The 19,360-nt window shown below is 34.6% G+C and carries 14 protein-coding genes and 1 tRNA gene; 7 read left to right on the forward strand and 8 right to left on the reverse strand.

Annotated features, from left to right (window positions below; all coding sequences use genetic code 11):
• Window positions 1-74 precede the first annotated feature (74 nt).
• From ABID42_RS09770 to lpxK, 4 genes are all read right to left on the reverse strand, one after another.
• Window positions 75-3,794 carry a DUF559 domain-containing protein gene (locus tag ABID42_RS09770; RefSeq protein WP_367283504.1) on the reverse strand — a complete coding sequence of 1,240 codons (3,720 nt, stop codon included), beginning with the start codon at window positions 3,792-3,794 and terminating at the stop codon, window positions 75-77.
• Between the two features lie 478 nt (window positions 3,795-4,272).
• Window positions 4,273-4,890 carry a MiaE family protein gene (locus ABID42_RS09775; protein WP_367283505.1) on the reverse strand — a complete coding sequence of 206 codons (618 nt, stop codon included), beginning with the start codon at window positions 4,888-4,890 and terminating at the stop codon, window positions 4,273-4,275.
• A 163-nt stretch (window positions 4,891-5,053) separates the two neighbouring features.
• Entirely contained in the window at window positions 5,054-7,069 is a 2,016-nt protein-coding gene (locus tag ABID42_RS09780; protein WP_367283506.1) for a putative porin, read from the reverse strand.
• A 90-nt stretch (window positions 7,070-7,159) separates the two neighbouring features.
• Window positions 7,160-8,215 carry a tetraacyldisaccharide 4'-kinase gene (gene lpxK / locus ABID42_RS09785; protein WP_367283507.1) on the reverse strand — a complete coding sequence of 352 codons (1,056 nt, stop codon included), beginning with the start codon at window positions 8,213-8,215 and terminating at the stop codon, window positions 7,160-7,162.
• A 345-nt stretch (window positions 8,216-8,560) separates the two neighbouring features.
• On the opposite strand from lpxK, the gene ABID42_RS09790 reads away from it, so the two are divergent.
• The 3 genes from ABID42_RS09790 to ABID42_RS09800 all read left to right on the forward strand — a co-directional run bounded on the left by ABID42_RS09790 (window position 8,561) and on the right by ABID42_RS09800 (window position 10,805).
• Window positions 8,561-9,655 (forward strand): o-succinylbenzoate synthase, encoded by a 1,095-nt coding sequence (locus ABID42_RS09790; RefSeq protein ID WP_367283508.1) that lies wholly within the window; start codon window positions 8,561-8,563, stop codon window positions 9,653-9,655.
• A gap of 93 nt (window positions 9,656-9,748) precedes the next feature.
• Entirely contained in the window at window positions 9,749-10,159 is a 411-nt protein-coding gene (locus ABID42_RS09795; RefSeq protein WP_323255592.1) for a hypothetical protein, read from the forward strand.
• Window positions 10,160-10,352: 193 nt separating this feature from the next.
• Complete coding sequence (locus ABID42_RS09800) at window positions 10,353-10,805, forward strand: helix-turn-helix transcriptional regulator (protein ID WP_367283509.1); 453 nt, start codon at window positions 10,353-10,355, stop codon at window positions 10,803-10,805.
• 20 nt (window positions 10,806-10,825) lie between these two features.
• Here ABID42_RS09800 and hemF read toward each other — a convergent pair whose 3' ends face one another.
• A complete protein-coding gene (hemF, locus tag ABID42_RS09805; RefSeq protein WP_367283510.1) occupies window positions 10,826-11,719 on the reverse strand; it encodes an oxygen-dependent coproporphyrinogen oxidase in 894 nt (297 codons plus the stop codon).
• A gap of 66 nt (window positions 11,720-11,785) precedes the next feature.
• Window positions 11,786-14,380, reverse strand: coding sequence for a penicillin-binding protein 1A (locus ABID42_RS09810; RefSeq protein ID WP_323255586.1), 2,595 nt, complete (start codon window positions 14,378-14,380; stop codon window positions 11,786-11,788).
• Between the two features lie 480 nt (window positions 14,381-14,860).
• Here ABID42_RS09810 and ABID42_RS09815 point away from each other — a divergent pair.
• The 4 genes from ABID42_RS09815 to ABID42_RS09830 all read left to right on the forward strand — a co-directional run bounded on the left by ABID42_RS09815 (window position 14,861) and on the right by ABID42_RS09830 (window position 17,288).
• Window positions 14,861-14,945, forward strand: a tRNA-Ser gene (locus tag ABID42_RS09815).
• A 67-nt stretch (window positions 14,946-15,012) separates the two neighbouring features.
• A complete protein-coding gene (locus ABID42_RS09820) occupies window positions 15,013-15,246 on the forward strand; it encodes a 4a-hydroxytetrahydrobiopterin dehydratase (RefSeq protein ID WP_323255442.1) in 234 nt (77 codons plus the stop codon).
• A gap of 50 nt (window positions 15,247-15,296) precedes the next feature.
• The gene (rsmI, locus tag ABID42_RS09825) at window positions 15,297-15,971 is read left to right on the forward strand and encodes a 16S rRNA (cytidine(1402)-2'-O)-methyltransferase (RefSeq protein ID WP_323255440.1); all 675 of its coding nucleotides are present in this window, start codon (window positions 15,297-15,299) and stop codon (window positions 15,969-15,971) included.
• A 48-nt stretch (window positions 15,972-16,019) separates the two neighbouring features.
• Window positions 16,020-17,288 carry a lipoprotein N-acyltransferase Lnb domain-containing protein gene (locus ABID42_RS09830; protein WP_367283511.1) on the forward strand — a complete coding sequence of 423 codons (1,269 nt, stop codon included), beginning with the start codon at window positions 16,020-16,022 and terminating at the stop codon, window positions 17,286-17,288.
• 69 nt (window positions 17,289-17,357) lie between these two features.
• Here ABID42_RS09830 and ABID42_RS09835 read toward each other — a convergent pair whose 3' ends face one another.
• Entirely contained in the window at window positions 17,358-18,101 is a 744-nt protein-coding gene (locus ABID42_RS09835) for a LytR/AlgR family response regulator transcription factor (protein WP_367283512.1), read from the reverse strand.
• A 4-nt stretch (window positions 18,102-18,105) separates the two neighbouring features.
• Entirely contained in the window at window positions 18,106-19,194 is a 1,089-nt protein-coding gene (locus ABID42_RS09840) for a sensor histidine kinase (RefSeq protein WP_323255435.1), read from the reverse strand.
• Window positions 19,195-19,360 lie beyond the last annotated feature (166 nt).

Genomic DNA, 19,360 nt, shown 5'->3' on the forward strand with positions numbered 1-19,360 from the left:
AGTCAGAAAAAGTGTATTAGCATACAGCTTTTCTGAGCTAAGATTCGGAATTTGTGAGATAAGAATCATTAACCCTATCTGCCACAAATCCTTTTATAATCACAGTATTGACATTTGTCTTGGTCTTTGGTTTTTTCAAAAGGTGTTTCGGGGTTGAGTAAATCGCTGACGAATTGTTGTAAGTATTTTTCGGAATCGGCTACAAATTCCATCGCTGTTTCGCCTGCATTAAAGGCAATTTGTTGTTCTAATAAACCTGCGTCAATATTTCTGAATGAATATATACCTGCACTTACTTCATTATCAATTTCGGGTAATTTCGTTCCTCTAATACTCAAGCCTTTGGTTGAAAGCATTTGTTTCAATACCATGTATTTATACAACCAAAGTTGTCTGAATTTATCTTTATCAGTATCGCCTAAGAGTTTTTCTTCCAAATCTTCTGGTTTCATGGTCAGTTCTTTGGCTTCAACTTTACCCGTTTTATAATCAATTACTCTGATTTTATTGCCCGACACTCTATCCAATCGGTCTATTCTACCTGCAATTTTAACGGGTAATACTTTATCATTTACTTGGGCATTGAACGTTACTTTCAGCGTTTTTTCTACATCCAATAATTCAATCGGGAAAACCTCATTTTCCAATTGGTAATTGATAAATTTCTTAACAATCGTTTCCCCAATTTGGTAGAGAATAAAGTTCATGCCATCATCAGCTTTCAAACCTTGATTGGTTTGGAGAAAGGCTTCTTTCAGATAAGTATCAATGTTTTCGAGTACTGTTTGTAAATCTTCTTTCTCTACTTTACTGCCTTTTTCTACAAAGGTTTTGTCGATATTTTCAAAAGTTTTATGAATCCAATTCCCAAACGTATCCGCTCCTATTTTCTCTTCTACTTCCTCTTCCTGAGCAATTCCCGCAATGCGTGTGAAATAATACTTGAGCGAACAATCCAAAAACTGATTCATCTGAGAAGGGAATATTCCCTTTTCAGTAATTTCTTGTTCAATAAATGCCAAAATATCGGCTGTTTTTTGAATCAACAAAGGTGTTTCTTCTTTATCCTCAGTTTCTTCCAAACCAATAAATTTCACATTCGGATAAGTAATATCAAGATTAGGATTTAGTTTAGATAATTCATGCTCAATCTGCAAAATAAAGCGACTTTTCTCGCCAGCTCCATAAGTATCCGAAGGCAAAACATGTACAAGTACTACTTCTTTGGCACGCTGCATGAGCCTAAAAAAGTGGTAAGCCATTACGGCATCAGCGTGATTGTGCGTAGGTAAGTTAAATTGTGGGTCGCTGAGGGCATCAAAAGGGATTAAAGTATTTTGTCTTTTACCTTGCGGAAGTGTTTTTTCATTGACCGATAAAATGATTACTTTTTCAAAATCAAGGGTACGGGTTTCCAACATTCCCATGATTTGTAAACTTTCATCCGTTTCAGATTCAAAAGGAATTTTGGTTTGTTTAATCAATTCATACAAGAAAGTTTTGAAACTTCGGATACTAACGGTGTCGCCACGTTCTTCCAGAATCACTTCCATTCTTTGTAAAATCAAGTAAAATTGATAGAGATATTCAGTTTCTATCGCATCTTGATTTTCTTTATAAACTTCTCTTAATAAGTCGATTAACTCATAAAAACACTTGACTGCATTTTTAGGTTTGTTATGCCAGTGTTTAAAAATACTCTCGAAAAGTGGTTCATTTTCAGCAATTTCTAAAAGCTCTTTTGAGCTAAGAAAAACACGATTTCTTTCAGTGATTTCACGGAGGGTTTTACGGATGGGGTTTAAAACCTCACCCCCCAGCCCCCTCTCCTGTTGAGAGGGGGTGTTTTCTTTCGATGGATTGGAGGGTTTATATTCAATATTTGTAGCACTTTTCTTTTGATGATTCTGCTCTTTATTAAGAGTAGAATCGTCAAAAGTAGAAAAGCTCCCCCTCTCAACAGGAGAGGGGGTTGGGTGGTGAGGTTTTAGTTCTCCTCCTCTAATTACCCTCAATATCTCATCCAGTACTCTTTGAACATTTCCCAACACCTCTTCATTTTTAAAACGAAGTACTTTATAGCCAAGTTGATTTAATTCTTGTGTTCGGTAAATATCGTATTTTGGATTATCATCTTTCTCATGGATTTCTCCATCCAATTCTATAACTAAGTTGTGTTCGATATTGATAAAATCGACGATATAACCCAAAACTGCATGCTGTCTTCTGAACTTATAGTTTTCAAACTGTCGGTTGCGAAGGAGTTGCCATAATAATTCCTCTGCTTTGGTAGATTCAATGCGGTTTTCTCTTACAAAGGGTTTTAGGTATTTCCATGTTTGGGCGTCGGTGGTGAAAACGTTATGAATAACCTCACCCCCTAACCCCCTCTCCTGTTGAGAGGTGGAACTGTTTTTTGATTCTTTACTTTCTGACGTGTTACTTTCAGAAAGTAAAGAATCGTTTACTGAAGCCTGAAAGTATTCTTTTTCATCAGAAAAAGAATCACTCGCAGAAATGCCCCCCCTCTCAACAGGAGAGGGGGCTGGGGGGTGAGGTTTAAACCTTATCAACTCATACCTCCTCAAAAACGGATGATTCAACACCCTTACAATTTGTCGATGCGAGAATTTTGGAATTTTTACCGTTCCGCCGTCTTCTGTTTTAAATTCTACTAAATTCTTTTGTAATTCAAAAAGAGCATCAACCAACGTAAATAGCATAGAATTTCGCAAAGAAAGCCCCATCGTAATGTTAAAATCTTTGACTGATTCATCTAAAGAGTTCATCACAGGTACTAATAAATTCTCGTCACCCAAAACGATTGCTGTCTGCGATTTAGGAACAGTTGAATCGACTTTTGAAGTGTTTTCCCAATCTTTAAAAAGATGTCCTGCTACTTTTGCTTGTACACTGGCATTGGCTACTCCAATAATTTGAATCTTCTTTTTGCCTTTTAATAATTCATCCGACTGCCATTTCCACTCTTCATTAAAAAGGGGAGTAATACCATTTTTCTCGTCGCCATTTTTGTAATAACGAAGCCAGTTTCCAGCTTTTTGGTCTTTATTATAGAGATAATAAGCATCTGAATCCCAAAGGGTTTCAGCAAAACCTTTTCGTTTTAATAAAGTACGAATGATTTTTTCTTCGGCATCACTCAAGGCATTAAAGCCCACGAAGTAATATTTTGTATGACGCTCTTTGCTTAAAATATATTTTTCAACATTATCAGCCAACTCACGATACGCCATTCCACGATAATGTAAACCCTTGTCTGCCAAATGCTGACGAAGATTTTGGTAAACTGTAAAAATATTCTCGAAAAGTTTGAAGTATCGGTCGGTGCGGTCGGTTTTAAGATTTTTATCTTTCTGCGACTCTCCCAATTGCATTTGCCAACGTTCTATGGCTTTGGCTTCCGTCATATACGAAAACAAGGCTTTGGCATCTACTAAATATTGGTCTATTTTATCAAAATCATTCAGCAAAGTACTTGCCCAAGTCATAAATCTTTCAAACACAACATTGGGGTCAATTTCTTTAAAAACATCGTACAATTCAAACAATAAAGCCACTTGATCAATTTGGCGAACGCCCGTCATGGTATTCACAAAATCGTCGATAGCCAGTACATCGGGAGCTAAAAAAGGTTTATCAGAAAGCTTCGCCAAAGCATCTTTGAAGTACAAAACCCCACGACGAGAAGGAATCACGATACAAACCCGACTGAGCTGATTGAGGGAATGTTGTTTAAAAATATATTCAGCGGCTTGGTCGAGGAAAGTTTGCATGATAGCTTAATTTGAAAGTTTGGAAATTTGAAGATTTGAAAATTATCAAACTTCATTTTTTGTAGATGATTATAAATATGAAGTATGAGTTATTAATTGTGAAATGTCATTTAGTAGTTTGTTAAGCTGACAAAAAGGTAAAACAGCTTGATAAACTAAACAAGTAGCGGCAATCCCTTGCGGTTGCCATTTTGAATGCGGCAACTGCAAGAGTTGCCGCTACATCAATTTTATTTTATAGACAAAACAAAACCTTAGTACAGGACTAATTGTAATCTAAAAATCTCTGGTTCTCAAATCCCAGAGTCTAAAAAATCTTTTTTCTTGTATCTTGAATCTTTTATCTTAAAATCCCAAAGTCCAAAAGAATCTTGTTTCTTATATCTTTAATCTTTTGTTCTAAAGTCTTAAAGTCCAAAAACCCTAAAATCTCCACCCAAAAATCTTGTCTCTTGTATCTTGAATCTTTTAAAAAAAATCAATGCACTCTATCCCCTCTCAACTCCAAATTTTTCATAATGTTTGCTTCCATTTCTAGCCATTCATTCCAACGTTGTTTCACATAATTTTCAGACAAGTACTCTTTCGCTAGGTCAATAAAGTTTACGTAATGTCCCGCTTCCGAAATCATCAATTCATGGTAGAATTCTCTAAGACTTTCATCCGAAATTTCTAAAGAAAGTAATCTAAAACGTTCGCAACTGCGGGCTTCAATGAGGGCATTCATAAATAATCTTTCGCCCAGTTGTTCTTCACGAGAACCGCCACGTTTCATTCCTTCATACAATTGATGCACGTACAAATCTTTTCGAGGATTCCCCAAAGCCAAGCCACGTTTATCCAATTCTTTAATCACCATTCTAAAATGCGCCCATTCTTCCGAAACCACTGGCATCAATACTTCTCTGAGTTTTTCTTTTTCAGGAAATTGAATGATTAGTGAAATACAAGACGAAGCCGCTTTTTGCTCGCAATAAGCATGGTCAATCAAGATTTCTTCAATATTTTTTTCAGCGATATTTACCCAACGTGGGTCAGTCGGGAGTTTTAATCCTAACATTGTTTTGGTAGCGTATTGTTTTTGTTCGTTTGTCATGTTTTGAAATTGTGAATTGTGAATGAGTGATTTAGTGATTGACTTCAAAATTTTGACTTAACAATTCATTACTAAATTTGATATTGAGCAGCAACTTAGATTCTTTTAAAACAAAATAAAATCATTCACAAATCACTAATTCGCTAACTCACTCATTCACTAATTAATCAAAAAGCAACCATTGTAAGCCAAAGCCAAATGTTCTTCCCATTCCTAAGAAGCCTGGAGCGGCGTAATATCCATTACCAAGTATTCCTTGAGCAACGTTGGCAAATTTGAAAAATAAACGCACTCTGTTGATTCGCATATCGGCAAAAGCATCTGCTTGCAAATAGCCATTTATCATCTGTTTATCTTGCAAATGAAATTGCTGAATGACTGGCATATAGGCGTCAGCATAATAATTTGATTTATAATGAAGCTCCAAACCTGTTTGGATAAAGAGTTTTTTCTTGTACAATAAATCAAAAGCTAGACGAGTACTGGCAAATATCTTTGGAATTCTGATTAAATCTGGACCAGTTGTTGTTGTCAAATACAATTGGCTGATGGTAGAAAAAGCTCCTTTTCTTAAATCCATTCCCAAACCAGCCCTGAAAATCGCAATATCTTCTGTTGCCTGTTTTACAAAAGCCAGAGTATCATAATAAATATAACTGTTGATTAAATTAATATCTACACTTGGTCGAAGCGTCAATTTCCCAAACTTAGGACTTGCCGAAGCATAAGCATGATAAGTTTGCATGTTGTTACTGATTCCACGGTCAGTCACGAAAGCTGTAGTGTTTTTATCCCAACGGAAACCATCATTAAACGTTACTTGTTGCACCAAAGTTGGCGAAGTGGACATGGCTTTTCCGCCAATATTCAACCATTTCCCTTGAAATTCTACATTCAATTTAAAATCACTTCCCGTTAATAAATATTCCAATTCTGCAAAAGCCCTCGTGCTGTCTTTGAAGTATTGATTCAACCAAACACCTAAAAAGTTTTCGTTTCTGCTAATACTATAATTGTACAAAGGATTAGTGAACCCAAAGAAACGTTGACGCAAGTGCAAACGATAATTAAAACCTCTGTAAAATCCTTTGATGCCTGATTTATGCTCAAAAATGCTGTATTGACTTTCGTTATAAAGTGAATCTAACTTCATTTTTCCGGTTACTGCGGCATTTGTGGTATAACGAGAGGCTTTTCCTAAAGTATCATAAGCAATTGGGTAAAATCCGTTCGTCCAATTCGCAATATAATCTGGGTCTCTGAACTGTACTTTTCTTGTCTGATAATCAAGCACTTGATATACCTGAAAAGCTTTATAACCAACGTATTCATGATAAAGATGAAGATTGTAGAATTTATCTCTGGTAGCAGCATTATTCAAAATAGCAGCATTATTACCTTGTTGAAGTATCAAATCATAGCTTCTACCTTGTGGCAAAACACCGCCTTCATCGTTTGAATTATGGTCTGATAAATTGGCATAAGCCAAAAGTTGATACTTTCTGTTTTTGGTTTGGTAATTGGTATGAATCATAAAATCCCAATGACCCAAAGCATTTTTATTGGTAGAAGTAGAACTTGTTACCAACTGTTTGTTACTCACAATTCTTTGTAGATTGATGCTGAAATTCCACAAAGAATCAACATTTCGGCTGAATTCAAATTGTAATAAATCTTGGGTATTCCCACCCGTTACATAAACTAAATTGGTAAAAGGCGAACGAGTATTGAAGTATCGTACTTGATTGGGCTTGAAAGCGTACAATGTATAGGCATCATAGCCAAGCATTGTCCCGATTTGTTCGGGTGCTTGGAAGAAAATTGGACGAATGGCTGTACCAATATTTCCTAAATCTTGGTACATATTTCTATAGCGTTGAACAAAATTGAAATTATGTCCTTCGCCAATTGTTGTATCAATCGTATAAAGTTTTTTACGATTATTAAAAACATCTTCTTCTAAAAAGTATTTGGTAGAAGTTGGTCCATAAATAACTTTTGTTGAGTCATCTACGCCTGCTCTTCCTGTTGGACTTTTAGCTTTATCTGTTGTTTTTCCTTGTGGAAAATTATTGGTTGATTGCGTTCCCGTACCAAAACCCGAAGTAGAGAACTGAGCCAACAAGACTTCTGAAATGAGAAGCCCTAAAAATGTTAGGATATATCTTTTGAAATTCACGATGCAAAATTAAATAAAAAAGGCGAAAGAGGGTCAAGCGGATTTCGCTTGTAATGACTCAAAAAATATAAAAGTCTTTTATCTACCAATTTAGGCTTTACTTTTTGATGGTTTACAGTTTTTCAATACTAATTCATTAAATAATTGTTCACTTTCATTCAGAAAGTAAATTTCGATAGGCAAATAAAACATTGGAATTTCTTTCAACTTTTCATTTTCCAGAAAAATCTGAAATTTCACCATATCTTTTTCGGTCATCAAAATACTTTTTTTTGTTGCAGGAATTTTATCAAAAGTATCCAAAATAAACCTAAAATCTTGTTCCGTAAAATGATGATGGTCTTTATAAATCAAATGTTGTGTTACGTTAAAATATTGCTGACAATACGTTTCAAAAGGTTCTGGTCTGGCAATGCCCGAAACCAATAATATTGTTTCAGCAAAATCTTTGTTTGAATTTTGACTCATTGCTTGCGGTTCTCCATAACGAATTCCCGTAAAAAAAATGGGCGTTTCAGCTGACAAGTATGGAGTAATTTTATTGGCAATTTGTTGCTGCTCTGTTTCTGACAAATCATCAGGACATTTACTTACGATTAGAATATCAGCTCTTTCAGCGCCACGTCTTCTTTCACGAAGTCTGCCAGCAGGAAAAGTAAAATCTTTGTCAATCGGTCGATGAAAATCCATCAAGAGTATATTCAAAGAGGGTTTTACGGCACGATGTTGAAAGGCATCGTCTAAAATCACTAAATCTGTCGCAAGGAAATTTGAAAAAATAGTGTTCAAGGCTTCCGCTCTTTTCTCTCCAACTGCAATTTTTACTTCATTTTTAAATTTATTGTAAAACTGCATAGGCTCATCTCCTATCGTTTCGGCTGTAGCATTTTCATCTGCAACAATAAAACCTTTTGTTTTTCGACCATAACCACGACTTAGCGTAAAAATGTTGAAATCCTTCTTGAGCAAACGAATTAAATATTCAACGTGTGGACTTTTCCCTGTTCCGCCAACGGTTAGATTTCCAATGTTGATTACTGGTTTTTCAAAAGTACTCACGCTAAAAAACTGGTTATCGTAGCAGTAATTTCTAAAATCGGTAACCAAACCATAAAGCCAAGAAAAAGGTAAAAGAAGAAAACGCATATTTTTAGCATTAAGAATAAAATGAGCGCTAGCAAAATATTAGCTATTGCTGGGACTATGGTTTTATTTTTTTCTTTAAAATCAAATTCAAAAAATTATTTAATTTCCAGTTTTCATAAAAAATAAAAATTTTACACTGCAAAATTCATAAAGAGTTCTGACTTTTTACTAATTTCAACTCCCTTTTAAGATACTTTAACGGAGTACTTGTCTCACAGAAGATCTTTCCAGAACCATTAATACACAGACAATCAGACGATTAATGTAAAATAATTGCTGAAATTTATTTATTTCGGCACAAACCTTATTGCTAAATTCTTTTAAAAAAATTGGGCTTACCAGAAAATGAGTCTTAAAGCTGTCTTTGCAAAATATACGCTAGATTTTAAATTCGAGGCAGGAACGTCTCGGGGTGTGCTAACGCACAAAGATAGCTACTTCATTAAGATTTTTGACTCTGACAACCCGACGGTTTTCGGTTTAGGCGAGTGTGCACCATTGAAAGGACTCAGTATTGACGACCGACCAGATTTTGAATTACAGCTTTTGGGTATCTGCGAGAACTTCAATACACTTGAATTAGAAGTTTATCCTTGGAATCTCAACATCATTCTTGAACAAGTATTAGAAAAATCATTTCCATCTGTTGTTTTCGGTTTTGAAACCGCCATGCTTGATTTAATGAATGGTGGAAAACGAAAAGTTTTCAACAATGCTTTTGCCAAAGCTGAACGCCAAATTGACATCAATGGATTGGTTTGGATGGGAAGTAAAGATTTTATGCTTCGCCAGATTGACCAAAAATTGGAAGCTGGTTATGATACCATCAAAATAAAAGTTGGGGCGATAGATTTTGACAAAGAGTGTGAATTATTAGAATATATCCGAAAACGCTACACACCCGAACAAATTACATTAAGAGTAGATGCCAACGGTGCATTTTCGATTGATGAAGTATTACCAAAACTTCATCGACTTTCAGAATACCAATTACATTCTATTGAACAGCCCATTCGTCAAGGAAATGAAGATTTGATGGCAGAACTTTGCAAGGTTACGCCTATCCCAATTGCTTTGGATGAAGAACTCATCGGCGTTCGTGAGTACACAGAAAAATATAAATTGCTAAAAAAAATAATGCCTCAGTACATTATTTTGAAACCTACTTTAGTTGGCGGTTTTCAACAATGTAGAGAATGGATTGAAAATGCCAATCGTTTAAAAATTGGTTGGTGGCTTACTTCAGCTTTAGAATCGAATGTTGGTTTGAATGCTATCACACAATTTACCGCAGAATTCAACAATCCATTGCCTCAAGGACTAGGAACTGGGCAACTTTACCATAATAATATCGCTTCTCCATTAGAAATTAGTGATGGAAAAATTTTACATAATCCACAACAAGCTTGGGATTTAGCTCCCTTGAGCTTCTTAATTTAGGATTTTGTAAAGATAAATTTTTGTCGATAAATTTGAGATTCAACGCAGGACTTTGCAATTTTGTATCATATATCAATTACAAAATTTAATTCAATGAATATTCAGGAACTTGATAAAGAACTTCTTTCTTTGTTTGAAAAACGAATCGCTCTTAGCCAAATGGGTTACGACCATCGTGATTATGATGATGTAGAAGAAGCACTTCACGATTTAGAAGATGATTTTAACGATAAATACGGCGACTTTTTAGAAAATATTCTTCAAGAAATTCACAAAGAATATTGTCCAGAGTCTGATGTACTTTTACCAACCGCTTATTTAGCTCGCTCTTTCAAAGAAACTAGCGATGGTGGTATTGAAGTAGGTGCTGATGCTGGTGTTGAAGTAGAATTAGAAGAAAACCCAATTGCCAATGCAAGATTGATGCTTTTACCAAGCCCAACTAGAATTGTTTTAGTGGTTGGTAAAAAGAAAAAAATTGTATGGTCAGCAGATGCTGAGTAATATCTTCGGAGCTATCAATTGAATTTTTCTGCCAAAGCATGTACTTTAGTTGAATAATTAAACAAAAAGGTCTCTGCGAAAGATGTTGCGGAGACCTTTCTGGTTTGAAATAACAAAAACCCATTTAAGCAAATTATTAATTTTACGAACATCCTATCAATACTTCAATTGCCATAATAAATACAAAGATTAAATGGAAAGTAAGTTTAGTGCCAATCTCAGAATTCTGAGAAAAAGAAATAAGTTGACATTAGAAGCATTAGGCAAAATACTGGATGTAAGTAAAAGTGCATTGTCTGATTATGAAAATGGGCATACTTTCCCTTCTTTGGATGTTTGTGATGCGATTTGTAATTACTTCGGAATCAACTTAGATAATTTGCAGAAACTAGATTTTTCTGTAATTTCTGTGGAAGAATTACGACAAAATCAACAGATTAAAGTTGAAACGCCAAAAGATAATATTAACGATTTCAGTAATCCTTCCAAACAATTAGAATTTCATAACAAGTTGCTTCATCAGCAAATAGAAGGTTTGGGAATTCAATTACAATTGCTAAAGCAATTGCTTGAAAGTAAAGTTTCTGAAATAAAATCTTTGCAAATTCAAATCAAATTACTTGAAGAAAAAATTCGTCATCAATAAAAAAAGGTTTAGAGTTGCCTCTAAACCCAATTAATTCCCTTCTTTAAAAGACTCAAGGTTTTCTCTTCTTCCGAACCCTTATCTGCTTTATAATCATAAACCCATTGTGCCATTGGTGGCATCGACATCAAGATGGATTCTGTTCGTCCATTGGTTTCGAGTCCAAACTTCGTGCCTCTGTCGTGAACTAAATTGAATTCTACATAACGTCCACGGCGTAACATTTGGAATGTTTTTTCATTTTCAGTAAAAGGCAAATCTTTATTCTTTTGCATAAAATGTGTGTAAATCGGTGCAAAAGATTCTCCAATGGCTTTTACAAAAGCAAACAAGTCCTGTTTATTACGAGATTCATTTGGTTTTTGATAATCAAAAAATATTCCACCAATCCCACGAGTTTCATTTCTATGTGTATTGAAAAAGTAATCATCCGCCCAATTTCTAAATTTAGGATAATAACTTTCATCATGTTGGTCACAAACAGTTTTTAAGTATTGATGAAACCAAATGGCATCTTCTTCCACAACATAATGTGGCGTCAGGTCTATTCCACCGCCAAACCAATATGTTCCGTTAGACATCTCAAAGTACCTTACATTCATGTGAATAATAGGCACTTTCGGACTATTTGGATGCAAAACGATAGATACTCCTGTTGCAAAAAAATCAACCTTTTCTGTCAAGCCCATTGAGGCTAACATTTTTTCATGTAAATCTCCCCAAACAGCAGAAAACATTACTCCACCTTTTTCGATAACATTTCCGTTTTGGATAACTCTACTTCTTCCTCCGCCACCGCCTTCACGCTGCCAATTATCCTCATGAAAAGTTGCTTTTCCATCGGCATTTTCTAAGGATGCACAAATCTGATTTTGCAATTCCTTGAAGTATTCCGAGATGCTTTCTTTCGTCATAACTTTATAATTTATTTAAAAGAGCATCTAAATATCCTTAGATGCTCTTGCTATTTTTCCGATGAATTAATTTCCTCTACCCGATGAATCAGGTCTTGCTTCATTGGGTGACCTTACTGGTGCAAGTGAATCAGACCTAACATAATTACTATCAGCATTGGTTGAATCGTTTACAGCAGCATATCTTACCGTACAGTTGAAAGGCTTGGTAATTCGCTTTGGATCTAATTTTTCAAAAGGTACAGGATGATATGCCTCAAGACTTGGGTCTTTAATCACTTTTGACATATATCGCCCAAAAAGTGGCAATGCCGTTTTAGAACCTTCACCATAAGCTCCACTCCTAAAGTGGATAGAACGGTCGTCGCCACCTACCCAAGTTCCTGTTACCAAATTACTGGTTAAACCCATGTACCAACCATCTGAATGATTAGAAGTTGTACCCGTTTTTCCAGCAAAACGTGATTTGTAGCGGTCTTTTCCATCAAATAAATCTTTAAACGACCAAAGGTTTTGTGAAGTACCTCCTTGTTCTTCCAAACCACCTTCTAACATGTATCTCATTAACTGAGCAGATTCTTTTCTGATGGCTTGATGGCGTTCTGGCTCAAAAGTATGAATCGTATTTCCGTTTCTATCTTGAATTTCAACGACCAACATAGGTTGTGTATAAATTCCTTCATTCAAGAAACATCCATAAGAACCAACCATTTCAAATAAAGTAACATCGTTAGACCCTAAACCAATGGATGGAACAGCCGCTAATGGACTTTTGATTCCCATTTTATGAGCATAATAAACTACAGAATCGGGACCAACTTCGTTAGTTAACCAAGCAGCACAAGAGTTGATAGAACGAGCCATCGCCCTTCGTAGCGACATCGAAGTATAAGTAAATCGACCATCGGCATTGTGTGGACGCCAGATTTTTTTTTCGCCTTTTTCTTCTACTTCAATTTCAAAAGGTTCATCTTTAATCTGTGTACATGGCGACATATCTTTCGGACCATCAATCGCTGTGGTGTAAACAAATGGTTTGAAAGTAGAACCAGGTTGACGACGCCCTTGATTGACGTGGTCATATTTAAAATATTGAAAATCTAAACCACCAACCCAAGCTTTAATATGCCCCGTGAACGGATCCATACTTATCATACCAGCCTGTAAAAAACGCTTGTAATACACAATCGAATCGTAAGCACTCATCGTCATTTGTTCTTCTCCAGAACCATTTCTTGAGTAAACCCACATTTTACGCTTTACATTTTTCATGTAATGCCAAATAGAATCTGAGTTGTTTTTATATTTTGCTGCTAAAGCTTTATAATAGCTAGTTCTTTTAGCAACAGTATCAATGAATCCCGGAATTTCATTTCCTTTTTCATCTGACCAAGGATTTTTTCCAGACCAATGATTATCAAAAGTTTTTTGCAAAGCTCGCATTCCTTCCTGAACAGATGATTCTGCATAGATTTGCATTCTTGAATCAACAGTAGTAATAATTTTTAGTCCATCTCTATACAAATCTAATTCAACATCACTTGTATCCGCCCATTCTTTTAATGCTTTCGCTACGGCTGTTTTAAAGTAATTACTTGAACCATCATAAGGAGATTCCTCATTTATTTTCAACTTAATTGGTAATTTTGAAAGCGAGTCATAATGAACTCTTGTTAAATAACCATACTTCACCATTTGTGACATAACGGTATTTCTTCTTTTCAAAGATTTATCGTAATTCCTTCTTGGATTATAAGTATTGGTTGCTTTTTGCATTCCAACTAATACCGCAGCTTCTTGCACATTTAAGCTATCTGGTGAAGTATTAAAATATGTTTTGGCGGCTACTTTTATTCCGTAAGAATTACTGCCAAAATCAACGGTGTTCAAGTACCATAAAATAATTTCTTCTTTAGTATAATACCTTTCAAGTTTGATGGCTGTTAACCATTCTTTCGTTTTGATGACAAACTTGCCCAAAACTGGTACATAACCAAATACTCCTTTTTTGGCAACACCTTCTTTTTTACGGGTTTTAAAAAGGTTTTTGGCCAATTGTTGCGTAATGGTACTTCCACCACCACGTTCACTTGCCCCTGTGACAATCCCAGCCACTACGCCAAAAATGGCTCTAAAGTCAATTCCTGAATGTTGATAAAAACGAGCATCTTCTGTAGCAACTAATGCTTTTACTAAAAAAGGAGAAAGGTCTTTATAGTTTTTGATAGGTGTGCGATTTTCTTGAAAAAACTTCCCCATTAAAACACCGTCCTCTGAATAAATCTCTGATGATTGAGAAAGTTTAGGGTTTTGTAATTCTCCTACCGAAGGCATTTCGCCAGTTAACCACAAAAAGTTGGTTTGGATACAAAAAAGATAGAAAACACCTGCCAGTACTGTCCATACAAATGATTTCCAAAGTGTTCTTATCGGTTTATAATAAGCAGATTCTTTATCAAAACTTTGGCTAATTTTTTGTTTTGCATCTGAAAAATAAGCCTTTATACTATCGAGGCGCTTATAAAGTATTTGTACCTGTTCTTCACCCAATATTATTACCAACAATTTATCTATTTGAAGCCAAAGCAAATGCAGAGAATTCAACAGCGCTGTTTGAATAATAACACTAAGATTTTGAATGAGTTGTTTTATCTTGTTCATCGTGTACTTATTTATCAAACTAAAATAGGCGACAATTTACGACAAAAGTTTTAGATTAAGGAGTGAAACAAGATAGAAAATTGAAAGCTTTAACATTAAAAATTGATTCATAAGTCAGTTTTTTGAGATTTACTTGATGAATCAATTTGATAATATTTTGTTGATTATTTTTTTACAAAAATTAAAGTATTGCCTTACTGGTTTGATATTTCCTTGTAAGCTTTGATTCATCATCAAAAACTTAATCAAAATTGCTATACATTTTAAAATCAAAAAGAGATAAAACTGAAAAAACAAGCTCAAAAGGCCATTGAGCGACCTTTAAAATAGATATTTACAAAAAAACTTTAAAGTTTTTTTACACTTTAACTCCCTAATAATCAGCCAAACTTACATTCACTGATATTTTTTTTGATATTTTTTTTGCGTAAAAGTTGCACAAAAAGAAAGAAAGCACTAATTTTGCATCATCAAAAACGAAGAGAGTTGGCAGAGTGGTCGATTGCGGCAGTCTTGAAAACTGTTGACTGTAACAGGTCCGGGGGTTCGAATCCCTCACTCTCTACAAAGGTTAGCCTAACAGCTAACCTTTTTTGTTTTATACAGTTTTCTTAACATTAAACATTAAAACTATGTGGATAGAAGAAGACAATAAATTGAAAAGAGATTTTCTTTTCAAAGATTTTTCAGAGGCTTTTGCCTTTATGACTCGTGTGGCTTTCTTGGCTGAAAAACAAAATCACCACCCTTTCTGGACTAATGTTTATAATAAAGTAAGCATTGAACTCAATACTCATGATGCTGGAAATATCATTACTGACAAAGATTACAAACTGGCTAAAGCGATAGATTTGTTAATTCTTTAATCAGGTTGTACTCCAATTTGCTTCATATAGGCTTAAATTCCCCAATTATTATGAAATTATACCTTGTTCCCACGCCAATCGGAAATCTGGATGACATTACTTATAGAGCTGTAAAGATTTTACAATCTGTTGATGCTGTTTTAGCTGAGGATACTCGAAATTCAGGGATATTGCTAAAACATTTGAATATATCGAAACCTTTATATGCACATCATGCGCACAACGAGCATCATGGCACAAATGGCATCATCAAATTATTGAAAGAAGGAAAAGTATTGGCACTGGTTTCAGATGCTGGTACGCCAGCTATTTCTGACCCTGGTTTTTTATTGGTGCGAGAATGCTTGAAACAAGGTATTGAAGTAGAATGCTTGCCGGGTGCTACTGCTTTTGTTCCTGCTTTGGTAAATTCTGGCTTACCTGCTGATCGTTTTATTTTTGAAGGTTTCCTTCCTCATAAAAAAGGCAGGCAAACAAGACTTAAAAATTTAGTAGAAGAAGAAAGAACTATTATCCTTTATGAATCGCCACATCGTCTTTTAAAAACACTGGAACAATTAGCGGAATTCTTAGGAATAGACCGCCAAGCTTGCGTTTCTCGTGAATTAACTAAAGTTTTTGAAGAAAATATCAGAGGTACATTATCTGAAATACTTTTGCACTACCAAAGTAATCCAAACACAATTAAAGGTGAAATTGTGATTGTTGTTGCTGGTAAAGCATAAAATTTTATTATTTTAGGGGGTTAATTCATCCCAAATCCAAACTAATATATGAAATACCTCTCTTCATTTAAACATTTGATACTGTTTTTCGCCTTCCTGATTTCTACAAATATCAGGACCGAAGCTCAAAATCTTTCTGCAAACAGCAAAGTAAGTTTAATTACTGTTGAACCCGGCAATGAACTAAATGATGCTTTTGGGCATACGCTTTTATGGATTTATGACCCTGTAAATCAAATAGATAAAGCTTACAATTTTGGTGTATATGACTTTGAAACCGAAAATTTCTATTGGAAATTTGTCAAAGGTCAGCTTCCATACAAAATGTCTCATGCGCCTTTAATGGCTTACCAAGAGTATTATCAGCAACAACACCGCAATATGACTGAGCAAGTACTTGATATTTCGGCTAGTCAAAAGCAAATTGTTTATAATCATCTTGAAAATACTTATAACGACCCTAGCAAAAGGGTTTATATGTATAAATTCTTTTACGATAACTGTGCTACAAGGGTAAGAGACGCCATGATGTTGGCTTGTACTGATAGTGTTCATTTACAAAATATCCCTGAAATGAATGATAGTACCTACCGCCAATGGATGAACAAATGTTTAATCAGAAAACATCATTATTGGTCGGCATTGGGAATGAATATTGCTTTAGGCGCACCTGCTGACGAAAGAATTTTACAATTTAAAGCCTGTTATTTACCTGAAAATTTACAAAAAAGTATGCGTGCCGCTAAAAGAATGACGCACCACGTTTTACGCTTTTTAGTTCGTTCAGAAAATCCACTTTATTCAACAACTCCTATCGACGAAGAGCCACTTTTTATATTTACTCCAAGATTTTGGCTATTACTAATATTTCTTTTCACTGGCTACAAAACATACTTTCACTGGAAAAGGCGTCAGAAAGGATACTCTTTTGATAAAATACTTTTTTCAGTTGCTGGTCTAATTGGTTGGTTATTACTTTTCTTGTGGTTCGGAACAGACCACGGTGTAACTGATTACAACAGAAATTTATTGTGGGCTTTTCCTTTACACCTTCCGTTGGTGTGGTTTATGCAAGAACGTAACGGTAGTTATTGGTATGGCTATTATTATATTTTGGTAGGTTTATTACTTGCAATGGGTCTGTTTTATGCCGTTCAATATTCTTGGGACATTACTTTATTGGTTTTAATTCTTATCATCAGAGCATTTTATCATGCTGGCTTTGAAAGAGAACATAGAATGACCCAAACTAAATTCCGCAAAATTATTAAAGGAAGACGTTTGGAAGTTATTCATAGTGAGCATAATTTGGAGTAATCAAGTATCAAAACATCATAAAAAAGCCATTCTTCGCATGAAGAATGGCTTTTTTATGATTAGCAAAATTTACTTTACTGCTAATACACCTGTTTTATAAATCTTTTCTAAAATTCCATCTCTGAAACTTCTGCCTACTGGTAAGCTTTTTCCTGAAACAATTAAATCTCCTGCTTCGATAGAAGTTACTTTGGCTATCGACACAATAAATGATTTATGAATTCTAGCAAATTGTTCTGCTGGTAAAATATCACCAATGCCATTCATGGTTTGATAAGTAACAAAAGTGCCTGCCAAAGTGTGAATTCGGATATAATCCTTTAAACTTTCGATGAATAAAATATCTGAAAAATTAATCTTTACGATGCGTTTATCAACTTTAATAAACATCGCTTCTGGGCGTTCGTTACCATTTAATTGAACAGAAGTACTGGTAGTTATTTGTTGATTCGCTTCGTTTTCTTTCGGTACAACTTTATTGACAGCCTTTACAAAACGTTGAAAAGGGATAGGTTTTAATAAGTAATCTACCACACTCAATTCAAAACTTTCAACAGCGTAATCTCGATAAGCCGTTGTGATAATTACTTTTGGTGGATTTTGAAGACTTTTCAACAATTCCATTCCATCTAAAGTTGGCATTTCTATGTCCAGAAAAAGTAAATCGATATCGCCTTTTTTCAGATAATTAAAAGCTTGAATACCGTTTTCACAACGCCCAACTAATTCAAGGCTGTCGATTCTTTCGATAAAAGTTTCTAATACATCTAATGCCAATGGCTCATCATCCACTATAAGGGTTTTCAATTTCATGTGCCTATTTTAAAGGAATAAATAATGAAATAAAGTATTGTTTTTCAGTAGGTTGTATGTTCAACTCGTAATTATTCCCATAAAGTAAGGCTAATCTTCGCTGAACATTTTTAAGTCCTAAACCTTTGTGTTTTTTCCGATTTGAACTATTATCAAATCGAGGATTTACAACTACAAAAAGTAATTTTCCATTTAAGATTTTAAGGGTAATTTTCAAATCTAAAACACCTGTTTCATGCGAAGTTCCATGTTTGAAAGCATTTTCAATAAATGGCAATAAAAGAAGTGGCGCAAGTTTACGCTGTTCGATACTCCCTTCAATTTGAAAATCTAAATTTAAACGTTTCCCGAATCTCAGGCTTTCTAAATCTAAATAATTTTGAATATGTTCTATTTCTTTTTTTAATGTGGTTTCATGGCTATCCGACTCATACAACATATAACTCATTAATCCTGAAAGCTTTACCACTACTTCTGGTGCTAAATCAGATTTTTTGATGGTCAAGGAATATAAATTATTCAAGGTATTAAAAAAGAAATGAGGCTGAATCTGAGACTTCAAAAATTCTAATTCATTTTTTACACTTTGTCCTTCTAATTCTTTGATTTTTTCTTGATTATCAATCCAATCTTTCGTTAGTTTTAATCCGCTGGTTACTCCTAAAACCGAAAAAGTATCGAACATTCTTTTGGCTGTAGGTTTTGGGTCGAATAAAACATTTGGATGATAACCCACTGGACAATAATTGATTAAAATTAAATGATTAATCAGCGTTTGAATAACAGCTACCGACAGCAAAGTGGATAAAACCAAAAACACAAAGTATTGAAAGTATTTACCTGTAAGTAAAAAACGGGGAATTAAATAATATATATTTCCATAAACCAGAATAAAGTAAAATGGGAATTTTACCGAATATTCAAAAACTGCCTGTGTGTAGTTATTGAGCAAAAAGCCAAAGTACAAAATATTGTACATACTTAGTACAATCCAAAAAAGGGAATGATAAGCCCAACGCTGACTAAGTACTCCTTTGGCGGGGAGATCAGTAAAAAAGGCTGTTCTATGTGGAAATGAAGCAGTTGATTGCACGATTAATAGCTTTTATATTGAGAAGATTGTATATCAAATTTATACAAAAAATTAGTAAAAATATATTCTTTTCGATGAACAGTAAAACAAATTGGCTTTCTCCGATTTTACATCATTTACGTTATTGGTCGAAAGGATATTGTTTTTTGGCGAATTTATCTAAATC

Source organism: Arcicella rosea (assembly GCF_040543805.1).
In the GTDB taxonomy this organism is placed as follows: Bacteria; Bacteroidota; Bacteroidia; order Cytophagales; family Spirosomataceae; genus Arcicella; species Arcicella rosea.